Origin of the sequence: Tardiphaga sp. (assembly GCF_028290785.1) — a bacterium.
Lineage (GTDB): Bacteria > Pseudomonadota > Alphaproteobacteria > Rhizobiales > Xanthobacteraceae > Tardiphaga.
Genome location: NZ_JAQGJD010000216.1, coordinates 1 through 14,255 on the forward strand (window position 1 = coordinate 1; position 14,255 = coordinate 14,255).

The window sequence follows — 14,255 nt, forward strand, 5'->3', positions numbered from 1 at the left end:
CCGCGCGATCTCTCCGGCGGCCAGCAGCAGCGCGTCGCCATCGCGCGTGCGCTGGTGCAGCAGCCCAACATTATTCTGGCGGACGAGCCGATCGCCTCATTGGATCCGCGTAACACGCGCATCGTGATGGATGCGCTGCTGCGCATCAACAAGCACTTCGGCATCACCGTGATGTGCAACCTGCATTCGCTGGATCTGGCGCGGACCTATTGCGACCGGCTGATCGGCATGTCGGCCGGTCGGGTCGTGTTTGACGGCGCGCCCGCGGCGCTCACCGAACACATCGCGCGCGAACTCTACGATCTTGAGGCCGACGAGGTGATGGGCACGAGCCGCGGCCAGATGCCGGCCGGCGCACCGGTGCCAGCGTTCAACGAAGCCGCCGTGGCCTGACGTCGCGTCAACGACATATCCGTCTTGTATTTCGCAAGCGCCATCCAACACCGATCACAATGGGGACTACCATGATCAACCGCCGTACCATTATGCTGAGCGCCGCGGCGCTCGCCTTCGCCGCCACCGCGGCCTCGGCGCAGGACTACAAGACCAAATATCCGGAACTGACCTTCGCCATCATTCCGGCCGAAAATGCCTCGGGCGTGAGTGAGCGCTGGGCGCCGTTCGTGGCTTATCTGTCGAAGGAACTCGGCGTGAAGGTCAATTTGCGCATCGCCAACGACTACGCCGCGGTGATCGAAGGCCAGCGCGCCGGCAATATCCAGATCGCCAGCTACGGTTCCGCCTCGTTCGCCCGCGCCCGCCTGACCGGCGTCGCGACCGACGCCTTTGCCAACGACATCAACATTGATGGTTCGACCGGTTATTACTCGGTGTTCTTCGTCAAGGCCAACAGCGCCTACAAGACCATCGACAACCTGAAGGGCAAGAACCTCGGCCTGGTCGATCCGAATTCGACGTCGGGCAACAATGTTCCGCGCTTCGAACTCGACAAGATGGGCATCTCCGATGCCGACACCTATTTCAGCAAGGTCGTGTTCACCGGCAGCCACGAGAACGCACTGCTGGCGCTGTCACAGGGGACGGTTGACGTCGCCGCGAACCAGTGGACCAACGACAACGACTCCACGCTCTCGCAGATGCTGACCAAGGGCATGCTGAAGAACGCCGACGGCACGCCGATGAAGAAGGAAGACTTCCGCATCGTCCACAAGTCCGCGCCGATCATCAACGGCCCCTATGCCTACAGCTCGGATCTGCCGGCCGACCTCAAGTCCGCTATCGCCAAGGCCTTCGTCGATGCGCCGACCAAGGACAAGGCCGCCTTCGAAAAACTGTCCGACGGCCAGAAGAAGGGTTTTCACGCCGCGACCACCAAGGACTGGGATGCGACCATCGACCTGATCAAGTTCGTCGACGCCCTGCGCAAAAAGAAGGCGTCCTGATCGCTGCACGACTGACGAGAGCCGGATCATAGCGATCCGGCTCTTTTTCTTTGCCTGACTTCAACAAGGTGCCGATATGCCCGCCGCCGTCTCCATCCTGCCGGACCAACAGCTTGCGGCGCTGAACGGAGCCTATCGCAAGGCGGTGGCGAAGAAGCGGCTGCGCACCACCCTAGTGACCGCGGTGTGCTTTGCGGCGCTGCTGATGGCGGCGATGGGAGCGGAGGTCAATCTCGGCACTTTCTTCGGCAAAATCGGTAATTTCGCCAGCTACTTCGATCGCATTTTCACCCTCGATGGCGGCGTGCGGGTGTGGTCGGATATCGGGGAATGGTTCTGGGGCTGGCGGAAATGGTTGTCGCTGCTAGGCGAGACCGTGCTGATCAGCTACGTCGGCACCCTTGTCGGGGCCGTTCTCGCCTTCGGACTGAATTTTCTCGCCGCGGAGAATACCGCGCCGTCGGCGGCGCTGCGCTTCGCCGTCAAGCGCTTCATGGAATTCTGCCGCACCGTGCCGGACATCGTGTTTGCACTGATCTTTGTGATCGCCTTCGGCCTTGGTCCGATGGCCGGCGTGCTGGCGATCGCGATTCACTGCGTCGGCGCGCTCGGCAAGCAATACAGCGAAATCGTCGAGAATATCGACATGAAGCCGGTCGAGGGCATCCGCTCCACCGGCGCCGGCTGGACCGACTGCATGCGCTTTGCCGTGCTGCCGCAGGTCGCCGCCGGCTTCGCCAGCTACACGCTGCTGCGCTTCGAGATCAATGTGCGCGGCGCCTCGGTGATGGGTTTCGTCGGCGCAGGTGGCATCGGCCAGGAACTCGTCGTCGCGGTCCGGAAATTCTACTATTCCGATGTCAGCGCCATCCTCGTGATGATCATCGCTACGGTGTTCATCATCGACATCGGCACCGGCTGGATGCGCGGCCGGTTGTTCGGCAAGGAAGCAAGATCTTGAGCAAACCGGTCATGAGCAAGCTGCCGAGCGTTAATAGCGAGGAACTGCGCGCGCGCTACCCGGCGGTTTTCAACCGGCCGATGGCGTCCCGCGCAGCGGTGCCGGCGATTATCGTCGCGGCGTTGGCGCTGTTCATTTTCGGTCTCAACGAGCTGGAATTCTCGCCGGCGCGGATGCTCTCCGGCCTCAAGCAACTCGGCTGGATCGTCATGATGATGATCCCGCCGAATCCCGGCTCGTCGCTACCGGCCTATCTCGCCGCGATGGGCGAGACGCTGTCGATCGCGCTGCTCGGCACCACGCTGGCCGCCGTGTTTGCGCTGCCGGTCAGCCTGCTGGCGGCGCGAAACATCATTCCGTCGCCGTGGTTGCGTTTTCCGGTGCGCCGCTTCCTGGACTCGATCCGCGGCGTCGATACGCTGATCTGGGCGCTGGTGTGGATCAACGTGGTCGGGCTCGGCCCGTTCGCGGGCGTGCTGGCGATTGCGGTGTCGGATTTCGGCGCCTTTGGAAAGCTGTTCTCCGAAGCGATCGAGGGGGCCGACAAGAAGCAGGTCGAGGGTATCCGCGCTTCCGGCGGCAGCGCGCTGCACGAGATCCGTTTCGGCCTATTGCCGCAGGTGCTGCCGGTGATCGCGGGACAGGTGCTGTATTTCATCGAATCCAACACCCGCTCCGCCACCATCATCGGTATCGTCGGCGCCGGCGGCATCGGGCTGCAGCTCGCCGAGCAGATCCGCGTGCTGGAATGGCAGAAGGTGTCGTTCCTGATCCTGATGATCCTGGTGGCCGTGGCGGCGATCGATCTTATCTCGAGCCGGCTGCGCTTTGCGATTATCGGGCGGCGCGCGGTGGTGTGACGACCGGGAGCCACAGGCCTCTCTGCCGTCATTGCGAGGAGCGAAGCGACGCGGCAATCCAGAGTCGCAAGTGAAGAAGAACTGGATTGCTTCGTCGCAAGGGCTCCTCGCAATGACGGACGGCGGCGCTTCGCGCTACGCGTTCTCCACCACAAACTCAACCCGTTCGGCGACAAAGCGGCTGCGTGAGACTTTCAATGGTGTGCCATCCAGATCGACATCGGTGCTCTCGACGATCAGCACCGAGCGTCCCAACGCAAGGTCGAGCTTGGCTGCGTCGGTGGCACTGACGATAGCTGCGGTGATGCGCGTCGAGAGCCGGCGATAATCTCGGATGCCGTAATGCGCGAGTAGTTTCGTCGTCGAATTCAGCCGTGCATAGACCTCGGCCGCATCGGCAAAGCGGCTGGCGGGAAACCAGGTGGTGCCGATGCAGATCGGCGTCCTGTCGGCGAAACGCAGCGCCTCGATCCGCACCAGCAGTGCGCCGGTCTTCAGGCCAAGTTGTTTGGCGATGTCGCGCGGCGACGGTTCGGTAAAGGCGTCGATCATCTTGCCGTCCGGCTCGCGGCCGCCGGCACCGACGATCTCGGAGAACCGGGTGCGCGAGCGTAACGGATAGCTCAACTTCGGCGCTTCCACATAGGTGCCGCTGCCGCGCTCGGCGCGGACAAGGCCGCGTTCCGCCAGCGTCGCCAGCGCACGGCGCACGGTGTGGCGGTTGACCCGGTAGATTTCTGCGATCTCGGTCTCGCCCGGTAATTTTTCGCCGGACGGATAGGTGCCGTCGGCGATGCCGCGTTCGATGCCGTCGGCGACCTGCCGCCACAGCGCCACGCCGGTGGGTTTGTCCTGGATGTTCACGGTGGTGTCGTCTCACAATTATGCTGCGCAGGGATAGCGAAAAATCATGTCGCTGTCACGAAACGGTCATTGCGCGCGCCTATCAAGTTGTCTAACAACATAGACAACTTGATCCAGACGAGATGCCCATGACCTCAACCTTCCTTAACGGCCAGCAGACCCGGCGGCAGGCCGCCATGGCGGTGCTGGTCCATGCCGCGACGGCAGAGATCGCCGGCCACCTCGCAGCGCTCGACGTCCCCGCTTACGAGCAGCTCCGTGAGCCGGAGAATGGCCTGGTGATGCTGCGCGGCCGGATCGGTGGCGACGGCGCGCCGTTCAATCTGGGCGAAGCGACCGTGTCGCGCGCCGCTGTGCGGCTGGCCAGCGGCGAGGTCGGCTTCGGTTACACGCTGGGCCGCGACCGCACCAAGGCCGAGCTGATCGCGCTGTGCGACGCGCTGATCCAGACCGACGCGTTTACCGACGCTGTGGAAACGAAGGTGTTGGCGCCATTGCGCGGACGCATCGCTGAGGACCGGCAGCAAAGGGCCGCCCAGACCGCAGCGACCAAAGTCGATTTCTATACGCTCGTACGCGGGGAGGGCTGACCATGACCACGATTGCAGAAATGCCGGCGGGTTTCGCCGACAAGGTGTTGTCCGCGCAATCCACCTTCCGTTCGGTGATGGACGCGATGGCGCGGCCGGGCTCTGTGCAGCGCATCGAGGCGGCCTCCGGCGTGCCATCGCCGATGATGCGCGGTTCGGCCGCCATCGCGCTGACGTTGTTCGATCAGGACACCCCGGTGTGGCTCGACGCTGCGATGGCCGCAACGCCCAACGTCGCCAAGTGGATCAAATTTCACACCAGCGCCCCCGTGATTGCGGGGTCCTCGGTGTGCAGCTTCGCGCTGATCGCCGACGCCCGCGCACTGCCGGATTTCGAGGAATTCTCGTTCGGCACCGGCGAATATCCGGATCGCTCCACCACCATTATCCTGCAGGTCGGCAGCCTGACCGAAGGTCCGGCCTATGAGTTGCGCGGCCCCGGCATCGACGGCGTCGCCATCCTGCGCGCGAGCATCGATCTGCCGGATCTGCTCGATCGGCTCTCGTTGAACGCCAAACTGTTTCCGCGCGGCATCGACCTCGTCCTCGTTGCCGATGACGCTGTCGTCGCCATCCCGCGCACCACGCGGCTCACTGCAAAGGAAGGCTGACCATGTATGTCGCCGTCAAGGGTGGCGAACGCGCCATCGAAAACGCGCACCGGCTACTGGCGCACGAGCGCCGCGGCGATCGCGCCGTGCCGGAAGTGTCGCTGTCGCAGATCTCCGAGCAGCTCAGCCTCGGCGTCGACCGCGTCATGACCGAGGGCTCGCTGTATGACCGCGAACTCGCCGCGCTCGCCATCAAGCAGGCCCGCGGCGACATGATCGAGGCGATCTTCCTGCTGCGCGCCTTTCGCGCCACGCTGCCGCGGTTCGGCGCCAGCGAGCCGGTCGATACCTCGCAGATGCGGGTGCGGCGTCGGATTTCCTCGACCTTCAAGGACATGCCGGGCGGCCAGATTCTCGGTTCGACCTTCGACTACACCCATCGGCTGCTCGATCCGGTGCTGACGGAAGAATCCATGCCGGAACAGCCGGTGCTGGCCGAGGCGCAGCCGGCGGTGATGCCCCGCGTTACCGACATTCTCGGCCGTGACGGCCTGATCGAATCCTCGCCAGCGGAAGATGCGGAGCAGCCGGTCGGCGATCTCACCCGCGATGCGCTGAGCTTCCCGGCGGAGCGCGACCTGCGGCTGCAGAACCTTGCCCGCGCCGACGAAGGCTTCCTTCTGTCGCTCGGCTATTCCTCGCAGCGCGGTTATGGGCGCAATCATCCCTTCGCCGGCGAGATCCGCCTCGGCGAAGTGGAAGTCGAGTTCATGGCCGAGGATGTTGGTTTCGCCGTGCCGCTCGGTGCGATCACGCTGACTGAATGTCAGATGGTCAACCAGTTCAAGGGCACCGACACCGAGGCGCCGTCCTTCACCCGCGGCTATGGCCTGGCCTTCGGACAGAGCGAGCGCAAGGTGATGTCGATGGCGCTGGTCGATCGCGCGTTGCGCGCGCGCGAACTCGGCGAGGACGTCGTCGCCCCCTCGCAGGACGAGGAATTTGTGCTGTCGCATTCCGACAATGTGCAGGCCACGGGCTTCGTCGAGCATCTCAAGCTGCCGCATTACGTCGATTTCCAGTCCGAACTCGGGCTGTTGCGAAAACTCCGCAAGGAGTTTCACGACGCCAACAGCGCCCCCGACGCCATGAAGGAGGCCGCGGAATGAACGCGCCGACATATAACTTTGCTTACCTCGACGAACAGACCAAGCGGATGATCCGACGCGCCATTTTGAAGGCGATCGCGATCCCCGGCTATCAGGTGCCGTTCGCATCACGCGAAATGCCGATGCCCTATGGCTGGGGCACCGGCGGAGTGCAGGTGACCGCGGCGATTCTCGGCGTTACCGACGTGCTGAAGGTGATCGACCAGGGTTCCGACGACACCACCAACGCGATCTCGATCCGAAAATTCTTCGAGAAGACCGCGGGCGTGGCCGTCACCACCAGCACGCTCGATGCCACCGTGATCCAGACCCGCCATCGCATTCCCGAAGCGCCGCTGCACGAGAAGCAAGTGCTGGTCTATCAGGTCCCGATCCCGGAGCCGCTGCGCTTTCTCGAGCCGCGCGAGACCGAGACAAGGCGCATGCATGCGCTTGGCGAATACGGCCTGATGCATGTGAAGCTCTATGAGGACATCGCGCGGTTCGGCCACATCGCCACTGCCTATGCCTATCCGGTCAAGGTCAATGCGCGTTACGTGATGGACCCGTCGCCGACGCCGAAATTCGACAACCCGAAGATGGATAATTGCCCGGCGCTGCAGCTATTCGGCGCCGGCCGCGAAAAGCGCATCTATGCGATTCCGCCTTACACCTCGGTGGTGTCGCTCGATTTCGAGGACCATCCGTTCACGCGCTACAAGCACGACGCCTGCTGCGCGCTGTGCGGCGCCGGCGAATCTTATCTCGACGAGATCGTGACCGACAATGCGGGCAGCCGGATGTTCGTCTGCTCCGACACCGATTTTTGCGAGACGCGACAGGCCGAAGGCCATCGCGGCAGCGAGAGCGCGCCCTATGCGGAGAACCGGCATGCTTGATGTGACCAAAGCCCCTGTTGATAACGATCAACCGCTGCTGCTTGCCGAGGGCCTTTCGAAGTCGTTCGGCCGGCTCCATGCCTGCCGCGATGTCTCCTTTGCGCTGTATCCCGGCGAAGTGCTGGCCATCGTCGGCGAGTCCGGCTCCGGCAAATCGACGCTGCTGCAACTGCTGTCGGCGCAGATGACGCCAAACGCCGGCTCGGTGTCCTACCGGATGCGCGACGGCGTGATGCGCGATCTCGCGGCGCTGGGCGAGGCCGAACGGCGGTTTTTGTTTCGCACCGACTGGGGATTCGTGCATCAGGACGCGGCGATGGGCCTGCGCATGGGCGTCTCGGCCGGCGCCAATGTCGGCGAGCGGCTGATGGCGGTCGGCCACAACCACTACGGCAAGATCCGCCAGACCGCGGCCTCCTGGCTGGAGCGCGTCGAAATCTCCACGGACCGCATTGACGACGCTCCCAAGACCTATTCTGGCGGCATGCGGCAGCGGTTGCAGATCGCGCGCAACCTCGTCACCGAGCCGCGCCTCGTCTTCATGGACGAACCCACCGGCGGCCTCGACGTTTCGGTGCAAGCCCGCTTGCTGGACATGATGCGCACGCTGGTCAGCGAGCTCGGTCTTGCCGCCATCGTCGTCACCCATGACCTCGCGGTGGCGCGGCTGCTGTCGCACCGGGTGATGGTGATGCAGGGCGGCCGCGTCATTGAGACTGGGCTGACCGACCAGGTGCTCGACGATCCCCGCGAACCCTATACGCAGCTGCTCGTTTCCTCGATCCTGCCGGCATGAGGCGCAAATGATTCCGATGATCGACATCCGCAACGCGGAAAAGACCTTTGTGATGCACCTGCAGGACGGCATCCGTCTACCCGTCGTGCGCGGCGTTTCGTTTCACGTCGCGCCCGGCGAATGCGTGGTGCTGGGCGGCCCAAGTGGCGCCGGAAAATCCTCAATCCTGAAGATGATTTTTGGCAACTATCGCTGCGACGGCGGTGCTATCTGCGTGCAGCACATGGGCGCGCTGCTCGATATCGCCAGTGCCGAACCGCGCCAGATCCTCGGCGTGCGCCGCCACACCATCGGCTATGTCAGTCAGTTCTTGCGCGCGGTCCCACGGGTGGCGTCGCTCGATGTGGTGGCGGAGCCGCTGCTCGCCGCAGGTGTCGCGCGCGCGGAAGCGCGCGAGCGCGCCGGCGTGCTGCTGCGCCGCCTCAATATTCCCGATCGGCTGTGGAAGCTGCCGCCCTCGACCTTTTCCGGTGGCGAGCAGCAGCGCGTCAATATCGCCCGCGGCTTCATCTCCGACCTGCCCATCCTGCTGCTCGACGAGCCGACCGCCTCCTTGGACGCCGCCAACCGCGCCGTCGTGGTCGAATTGGTGGCCGAGAAGAAACGCGCTGGCGTCGCCATGGTCGCCATTGTCCATGACGACGAAGTCCGTCATTTGATTGCCGACCGGCTGGTCGATGTGACATCGTTTGCCGCGAACGCCTGAGAGAAGACATGATGAAGACGAAGCAGACAGAGGCCGTCATCGGCAACGCGAAAATCGTGCTCGCGGATCGCGTCATCGAGCAGGGCTGGATCGCCTTCGCGGACGGCAAGATCGCCGAATTCGGCGAGGGCGACGCGCCCGAAGGCTGCGACGATGCCCATGGCGACTTGATCATGCCCGGCCTGATCGAACTGCATACCGATCACCTCGAAGCGCATTTCGTGCCGCGTCCGAAAGTGTTCTGGGATCCGGTTGCCGCGGTCGTCTCCTATGACGCGCAGCTCGCCACCTCGGGCATCACCACGGTGCTGGATTCGCTGCGGGTATGGCGCGAGAAGGGTGCCGAAGAAGCCGACGGCCATGCGGGGCTGCTGGCCGACGCCATCGGCTCGGCTCGCGACGCCGGAATTCTACGCGCCGACCACTTCCTGCATCTCCGCTGCGAGATTCCAATGCCGAGCGTGGTAGACGAAGCGAAGGAGTTGATCGGCCGCCCCGACGTGCGGCTGATGTCGCTGATGGACCACACCCCCGGCCAGCGCCAGTTTCGCGACGAAGCCAAGCTGCGCACCTATTATCGCGGCAAGGGCGCCGGCAAGACCGATGCCGAGCTCGACGAATTGTTCGCGCAGCGCTTCGAATATCAGCGGCTGTACGCCGCCGACAACCTGCGCGACATCGTGGCATTGGCGCAGCAGCACAACATCCCGCTCGCCAGCCACGACGACACCACCGACGAGAACGTCGTCGATGCGATCCGCGACCGTGTATCGGTGGCGGAATTTCCGACCACGCTGGAGGCCGCTCGCGGCCTGCACGAGGCCGGCATCGGCATCCTGATGGGCGCGCCCAATGTGGTGCGCAACGGCTCGCATTCCGGCAACATCGCCGCAGTCGATCTCGCCCGCGAAGGGCTGCTCGACATCCTGTCGTCGGACTACATCCCTTCCAGTCTCCTGATGGCGGCGCTGCAGCTGCCCGAGCGCGTCAAGTCGATCGATCTGGCGGCTGCGGTACGCACCGTCACCAAGCGTCCCGCCGAAGCGGTCGGCCTGCCTGACCGCGGCGAGATCGCCGTCGGCAAGCGCGCCGACGTGATCCGCGTCCATGTCGCCCGCGACATTCCGGTGGTACGCAGCGTCTGGCGCGAGGGGCACCGGGTGGCATGACCGACACCTCAGCGATATCCGAGCCGCGCACGGCAAAGATCGGGCCCGGTCGGCTGGTGCTGGTCGTCGGCCCATCAGGCGCCGGCAAGGATACGCTGATCGATCTCGCGCGCGCCGCCTGCGCTGGCGATGAAACGGTCGTGTTCGTCCGTCGCGTGGTGACGCGGGAATCCTCCGGCTTCGAGGACAACGAGCAGGTAACGTCGGAAGCCTTCGCTTTCGCCCGGGCGCGCGGCGACTTTGCGGTCTCCTGGGAGGCCCATGGCTTGAGCTACGCGCTGCCTGCAGGCATCGACGATAGCATCCGCGCCGGCCGCAGTGTCGTCGCCAATATTTCGCGGACGGTCATCGCTACGCTGCGCGCCGCCTTTGCCGATGTCGTCGTGGTGTCGGTCACCGCGCCGCAGGAGGTTCTCGCCGCACGCCTCGCCGCGCGGGGTCGTGGCAGCGACGGTCCGGTCGGCGAGCGGCTGCGCCGCCACGTCGAGGGCGCGGAGCCTGACGTGATCATCCAGAATGTCGGCCGCGCCGAAGACCATGCCAATGAACTTGTTCGCGTTATCCGGGGGCGATGACCGGACCGCAGTCGCCGACGTTTGCAGCAGGAGATTCCCGATGTCCGTGATCACCACCATCGAGCAACTCGAACAGATTTATGGCGCGTTCGATGAAATTGGCGAAGCCTCCACCGCCAAGGTCGCCGACCGGATCACGCCGTCCTATCGCCGCCTGATCGAGGTGTCGCCGTTCGTCGCGCTGGCGACCAGCGGACCGGAGGGGCTGGACTGCTCGCCGCGCGGCGATGTGGCGGGCTTCGTCCGCATCCACAACGAACGGACGCTGATGATGCCGGACCGCCGCGGCAACAACCGCGTGGATTCCTTGCGCAACATCGTGCGCGATCCGCGCATCGCGCTGCTGTTCCTGATCCCCGGCGCCGGCACCACGCTGCGCATCAACGGCGCGGCGCAATTGTCGGTCGATCCGGAATTGCTGGCCTCGTTCAAGGTCGAGGGCAAGGCGCCGCGATCGGTGATCGTCATGACGGTCGGGGAAATCTATTTCCAGTGCGCCCGCGCCATCGTGCGCTCCGAGCTGTGGAATCCGGACAGGCGGATCGATCCCGCGACGTTGCCTACCCCCGGACAGATCCTTGCGGAGATGAGCGAGAGCCGGGTCGGCGGCGCCGAATACGACCGGATCTGGCCGGAGCGGGCGCGGCAAACGCTGTGGTAGGGCGGTCCTTCGGACGTTCGAATCCATAGCCCCTTTCATTGAAGGATTTTGGGCTTGCCGGGTGCGGCAAACCCTGCCGTGCAAGCCGAATCACGCGCCGGAGGTCAAAAAACACCGCTTTTCCCCGCAAAATCTGTGAAAACCGCAGGGAGTGCGGGTTTTTTCCCGCATTTCCTCATAGTGTCTGTGTCACCGAATCACTCACACAAAGGTGCCCCATGGCCGATCAAATGACGAAGTCGCAGCTCATCGAGAAAATCAATGAGTCCCACACCGAACTGACCAAGAAGGACGTCAAGGGCGTTCTCGAGACCCTGGCCGTGATCGGCTACAAGGAACTCAAGAAGAACGGCGTGTTCCTGGTCCCCGGCTTCGCCAAGTTCGTCGTCATCAAGAAGCCCGCCACCAAGGCGCGCAAGGGCACCAACCCCTTCAACGGCGAGCCGATGGTGTTTAAGGCCAAGCCGGCCCGCAAGATCGTCCGCGCCCGTCCGGTCAAGGCCGCCAAGGACGCGGTTTGATCTGACGCGCGGTCGCCGTCCGGCGACCGCAGCGACTGAGTAGAGAACGGCGCGGCATTCCCCGGAATGTCGCGCCGTTGTCGTTTGGCGAAGCCGTAGGATGGGTTGAGCACTTGCGAAACCCATCAAAGCGTCAGCCGAGGGGTGATGAGTTTCGCAAGTGCTGAACCCATCCTACGCCTGATCCAGCAATCGCTTCTTGTAGGCTTCCGCATCCATGTCGCGGATATCCACACTGAGGCTGGTGGTGTGCGGCATCAGCCGCACCATCGCCGCGCGCAGGGCTTCGCTCAGCATCACCTTCTGTTCCGGTGTGCGGCCTTCCAGCAGGTACAGCGAAGCGTGGCAAAAGCCGTCGCGCTTCCCGCCTACCAGGTAGTTCTCGAACGCCATCGCGCGAACCTTGAGATCGGCGGCGTGCACCACGCCGGTGCCGGCGGCTGCGTCATGCAACGCGCGCATCAGCGCAACGACGTCGAAGGCGGCGTGGCCTTCGCTGGAATGTTCGATGACGATATGCGGCATGCGGACCCCGTTGATTGAACTACAGCAGCATCGACTTCACGGAGTCCGACGCCTCGCGCAGCAGGGGCAGGAAGCGGTCGATCATCTCGCCGGTGGAGACGCGATCGACATGGGCACCCATGTTGATGGCCGCGACGATCTCGCCGTCGTAGCGCCGCACCGGCACCGAGATTGAGCGGAAGCCGGGCTCGGCCTCGCGGTCGACCAGCGAATAGCCTTTTTCGCGGTCGGTCATGATGGTCGCCAGCAGCAGATCCTTGTCGGTGACGGTGAACGGCGTCATCGCCTTCAGCTCCATCGCGGCCAGCGCGGCCACCAGTTCGCCGTTGGAATACTTGCCGAGCATGGCGCGCCCGACCGACGTGCAGAACGCCGGTAGCCGATAGCCGAGGTCGATGCCGGCGGAAAACACCCGCGCCGGGCTGGCCCGCGCGATGAAGATCACGTCGTGGCGGTCGAGGATCGCGAGTGACGAGATTTCCTGAGCCGCGCTGGACAGCCGGTCGAGCACCGGCTGCAGCACCGCGACCACCTGATTGGACGACAGATACGCCGCCGCCAGCACCAGGACCCGCGGCGTCAGCGAGAACAGCTTGCCGTCGCTGGAGACGAAGCCGGCGCGCTCCAGCGTGAACAGGATGCGGCGCGCGGTGGCGCGCGGCAGGTCGGCGGCCTTGGCGAGGTCGCTCAGAGTCATCGGTCTGGCATCGGCGCCGAACAGCTCGAACACCCGCAGGCCGCGGTCGAGACTTTCGATGAAATCGGTATTGCCGCGTTCCTCGCCGTCGCCGCGCTTCAGCTTCGGCATGATCAGCCCCTTGCCCGGTTCAACCGACGGCTTCCAGTTTTTTCAGATCGAACGACAGGTCCGCGGCCTGCTCCGGCGATGGCGAGAGCGCCGCGCCGATCAGGCGGCGCGCGATCATCTGGTCGCCGGGCCGGTTGATGCTGTCCACCGCCATCAGCTTCGCGCCGCGATAGTAGAACACCGAGAATTTTCCCTCCTCGATCGCGCCGCGGATCACCGCGGTGTCGTCCGGCGCCGAGAGGCCGACGATCTGCAATTTGCAATCGTACTGGTCGGACCAGAAGCGCGGTACGGCAACATAAGGCTCGGGCTTGCCGGCAATCGCCGCGCCCGCTGCCTTGCCCTGGTCGGTGGCGTTCTGCACCGACTCCAGCCGCACGCGCCGGCCGGCAAACAGGTTGTGATGATTGCTGCAATCCCCGGCAGCATAGATGTTGGGAACGCTGCTCTGGCCGAACTCGTCAACGTCGATGCCGTTAGCGCAGAGCACGCCGGCGGTCGCGGCGAGTTCGTCATTGGGAATGCCGCCGATGCCGGCGACGATCAGGTCGCCGCGCACGCGATCGCCGTTGGAGCAGATCACTTCGTGGACGGAGCCGTTGTTCTCGATAGCCGTGACGCTCTGCCGGAAGCGGATATCGACGCCATGGGCGACATGGGTGTCGAGCAGGAACTGTGAAATCAGCGGCGACACCGCGCGCTCCAGGAGCCGCGATACCGCCTCGATCATCACTACCTTCTTGCCGGCCTTGGCCGCGGTGGCCGCGACTTCGAGACCGATGAAGCCGCCGCCGATGATGACGACCTCACTCGATGCCTCCAGTCGCGGTTTCAGATCCACCGCGTGATCCAGCGTGCGCAGATAGACGATACCCGCATCTGCGGCGCCGGGAACGGTGAGCTGCCGCGCGCGCGAGCCGGTGGCGATCAGCAGTGTATCGTAGGCAAGGGTGTTGCCGCCCTCCAACTCGACCGCGTTGGCCTCGCGATCGATCCGCACCGCGCGATGGCCGAGCACCATCTCGATGTTCTGCGCCTTGAAGTAATCGTCGCCGCGCAGGATCAGGTTGCTGTGGGCGACGCTGCCGGAGAGGAAGCCTTTCGACAGCGGCGGCCGTTGATAGGGCAGGTGCACTTCGTCGGCGACAATGCGGATCGGCGCCTGGTAGCCCTTTTCGCGCGCGCTGATGCCGGCCTGGACGCCAGCGTAGGACGCTC

At 64.5% G+C, this 14,255-nt stretch carries 18 protein-coding genes; 14 read left to right on the forward strand and 4 right to left on the reverse strand.

Annotated features, from left to right (window positions below):
• The 4 genes from JWR89_RS12860 to phnE (JWR89_RS12875) form a co-directional block, all read left to right on the forward strand.
• A partial coding sequence (locus JWR89_RS12860; RefSeq protein ID WP_299716623.1) for an ATP-binding cassette domain-containing protein occupies nucleotides 1–393 on the forward strand: 393 nt, incomplete at its 5' end.
• A 71-nt stretch (nucleotides 394–464) separates the two neighbouring features.
• Nucleotides 465–1,403, forward strand: a complete 939-nt coding sequence (gene phnD, locus JWR89_RS12865) for a phosphonate ABC transporter substrate-binding protein (protein ID WP_299716626.1) — start codon at nucleotides 465–467, stop codon at nucleotides 1,401–1,403.
• A 76-nt stretch (nucleotides 1,404–1,479) separates the two neighbouring features.
• Nucleotides 1,480–2,364, forward strand: a complete 885-nt coding sequence (gene phnE / locus JWR89_RS12870) for a phosphonate ABC transporter, permease protein PhnE (RefSeq protein ID WP_299716629.1) — start codon at nucleotides 1,480–1,482, stop codon at nucleotides 2,362–2,364.
• An 11-nt stretch (nucleotides 2,365–2,375) separates the two neighbouring features.
• The gene (phnE, locus tag JWR89_RS12875) at nucleotides 2,376–3,224 is read left to right on the forward strand and encodes a phosphonate ABC transporter, permease protein PhnE (protein ID WP_299716671.1); all 849 of its coding nucleotides are present in this window, start codon (nucleotides 2,376–2,378) and stop codon (nucleotides 3,222–3,224) included.
• A gap of 135 nt (nucleotides 3,225–3,359) precedes the next feature.
• On the opposite strand, the gene phnF is transcribed toward phnE (JWR89_RS12875), so the two are convergent.
• Complete coding sequence (phnF, locus tag JWR89_RS12880; protein ID WP_299716632.1) at nucleotides 3,360–4,088, reverse strand: phosphonate metabolism transcriptional regulator PhnF; 729 nt, start codon at nucleotides 4,086–4,088, stop codon at nucleotides 3,360–3,362.
• A 128-nt stretch (nucleotides 4,089–4,216) separates the two neighbouring features.
• Here phnF and phnG point away from each other — a divergent pair, with 128 nt between their 5' ends.
• The 10 genes from phnG (at nucleotide 4,217) to JWR89_RS12930 (ending at nucleotide 11,704) form a co-directional block, all read left to right on the forward strand.
• Entirely contained in the window at nucleotides 4,217–4,678 is a 462-nt protein-coding gene (gene phnG, locus JWR89_RS12885; protein WP_299716635.1) for a phosphonate C-P lyase system protein PhnG, read from the forward strand.
• A gap of 2 nt (nucleotides 4,679–4,680) precedes the next feature.
• Nucleotides 4,681–5,289 carry a phosphonate C-P lyase system protein PhnH gene (phnH, locus tag JWR89_RS12890; protein ID WP_299716638.1) on the forward strand — a complete coding sequence of 203 codons (609 nt, stop codon included), beginning with the start codon at nucleotides 4,681–4,683 and terminating at the stop codon, nucleotides 5,287–5,289.
• 2 nt (nucleotides 5,290–5,291) lie between these two features.
• A complete protein-coding gene (locus JWR89_RS12895; protein WP_299716641.1) occupies nucleotides 5,292–6,398 on the forward strand; it encodes a carbon-phosphorus lyase complex subunit PhnI in 1,107 nt (368 codons plus the stop codon).
• Nucleotides 6,395–7,276, forward strand: coding sequence for an alpha-D-ribose 1-methylphosphonate 5-phosphate C-P-lyase PhnJ (locus JWR89_RS12900; protein ID WP_299716644.1), 882 nt, complete (start codon nucleotides 6,395–6,397; stop codon nucleotides 7,274–7,276). The genes JWR89_RS12895 and JWR89_RS12900 overlap by 4 nt, the downstream gene beginning before the upstream one ends.
• Nucleotides 7,269–8,072 carry a phosphonate C-P lyase system protein PhnK gene (phnK, locus tag JWR89_RS12905; RefSeq protein WP_299716647.1) on the forward strand — a complete coding sequence of 268 codons (804 nt, stop codon included), beginning with the start codon at nucleotides 7,269–7,271 and terminating at the stop codon, nucleotides 8,070–8,072. The genes JWR89_RS12900 and phnK overlap by 8 nt, the downstream gene beginning before the upstream one ends.
• A 7-nt stretch (nucleotides 8,073–8,079) precedes the next feature.
• Entirely contained in the window at nucleotides 8,080–8,778 is a 699-nt protein-coding gene (gene phnL / locus JWR89_RS12910) for a phosphonate C-P lyase system protein PhnL (protein WP_299716650.1), read from the forward strand.
• An 11-nt stretch (nucleotides 8,779–8,789) separates the two neighbouring features.
• Nucleotides 8,790–9,947, forward strand: a complete 1,158-nt coding sequence (locus tag JWR89_RS12915; protein ID WP_299716674.1) for an alpha-D-ribose 1-methylphosphonate 5-triphosphate diphosphatase — start codon at nucleotides 8,790–8,792, stop codon at nucleotides 9,945–9,947.
• Nucleotides 9,944–10,522 (forward strand): phosphonate metabolism protein/1,5-bisphosphokinase (PRPP-forming) PhnN, encoded by a 579-nt coding sequence (phnN, locus tag JWR89_RS12920; protein ID WP_299716653.1) that lies wholly within the window; start codon nucleotides 9,944–9,946, stop codon nucleotides 10,520–10,522. The genes JWR89_RS12915 and phnN overlap by 4 nt, the downstream gene beginning before the upstream one ends.
• A gap of 40 nt (nucleotides 10,523–10,562) precedes the next feature.
• Nucleotides 10,563–11,183, forward strand: a complete 621-nt coding sequence (locus JWR89_RS12925) for a pyridoxamine 5'-phosphate oxidase family protein (protein WP_299716656.1) — start codon at nucleotides 10,563–10,565, stop codon at nucleotides 11,181–11,183.
• A 218-nt stretch (nucleotides 11,184–11,401) separates the two neighbouring features.
• Nucleotides 11,402–11,704, forward strand: coding sequence for an HU family DNA-binding protein (locus tag JWR89_RS12930; RefSeq protein WP_299716659.1), 303 nt, complete (start codon nucleotides 11,402–11,404; stop codon nucleotides 11,702–11,704).
• Nucleotides 11,705–11,878: 174 nt separating this feature from the next.
• Here JWR89_RS12930 and JWR89_RS12935 read toward each other — a convergent pair whose 3' ends face one another.
• The 3 genes from JWR89_RS12935 to JWR89_RS12945 all read right to left on the reverse strand — a co-directional run.
• Nucleotides 11,879–12,229, reverse strand: coding sequence for a 5-carboxymethyl-2-hydroxymuconate Delta-isomerase (locus JWR89_RS12935; protein WP_299716662.1), 351 nt, complete (start codon nucleotides 12,227–12,229; stop codon nucleotides 11,879–11,881).
• A gap of 19 nt (nucleotides 12,230–12,248) precedes the next feature.
• Nucleotides 12,249–13,037: an IclR family transcriptional regulator C-terminal domain-containing protein gene (locus tag JWR89_RS12940; RefSeq protein ID WP_299716665.1), complete on the reverse strand. Its 789-nt coding sequence runs from the start codon at nucleotides 13,035–13,037 to the stop codon at nucleotides 12,249–12,251.
• 19 nt (nucleotides 13,038–13,056) lie between these two features.
• Nucleotides 13,057–14,255 (reverse strand): FAD-dependent oxidoreductase (locus tag JWR89_RS12945; protein ID WP_299716668.1); only part of this gene is annotated, 1,199 nt, incomplete at its 5' end.

Coding starts and splice junctions, on each gene's coding strand:
- phnD (WP_299716626.1), top strand. CDS start 465: ATGATCAACCGCCGTACCATTATGCTGAGCGCCGCGGCGCTCGCCTTC.
- phnE (WP_299716629.1), top strand. CDS start 1,480: ATGCCCGCCGCCGTCTCCATCCTGCCGGACCAACAGCTTGCGGCGCTG.
- phnE (WP_299716671.1), top strand. CDS start 2,376: ATGAGCAAGCTGCCGAGCGTTAATAGCGAGGAACTGCGCGCGCGCTAC.
- phnG (WP_299716635.1), top strand. CDS start 4,217: ATGACCTCAACCTTCCTTAACGGCCAGCAGACCCGGCGGCAGGCCGCC.
- phnH (WP_299716638.1), top strand. CDS start 4,681: ATGACCACGATTGCAGAAATGCCGGCGGGTTTCGCCGACAAGGTGTTG.
- JWR89_RS12895 (WP_299716641.1), top strand. CDS start 5,292: ATGTATGTCGCCGTCAAGGGTGGCGAACGCGCCATCGAAAACGCGCAC.
- JWR89_RS12900 (WP_299716644.1), top strand. CDS start 6,395: ATGAACGCGCCGACATATAACTTTGCTTACCTCGACGAACAGACCAAG.
- phnK (WP_299716647.1), top strand. CDS start 7,269: ATGCTTGATGTGACCAAAGCCCCTGTTGATAACGATCAACCGCTGCTG.
- phnL (WP_299716650.1), top strand. CDS start 8,080: ATGATTCCGATGATCGACATCCGCAACGCGGAAAAGACCTTTGTGATG.
- JWR89_RS12915 (WP_299716674.1), top strand. CDS start 8,790: ATGAAGACGAAGCAGACAGAGGCCGTCATCGGCAACGCGAAAATCGTG.
- phnN (WP_299716653.1), top strand. CDS start 9,944: ATGACCGACACCTCAGCGATATCCGAGCCGCGCACGGCAAAGATCGGG.
- JWR89_RS12925 (WP_299716656.1), top strand. CDS start 10,563: ATGTCCGTGATCACCACCATCGAGCAACTCGAACAGATTTATGGCGCG.
- JWR89_RS12930 (WP_299716659.1), top strand. CDS start 11,402: ATGGCCGATCAAATGACGAAGTCGCAGCTCATCGAGAAAATCAATGAG.
- JWR89_RS12935 (WP_299716662.1), bottom strand. CDS start 12,229: ATGCCGCATATCGTCATCGAACATTCCAGCGAAGGCCACGCCGCCTTC.
- JWR89_RS12940 (WP_299716665.1), bottom strand. CDS start 13,037: ATGCCGAAGCTGAAGCGCGGCGACGGCGAGGAACGCGGCAATACCGAT.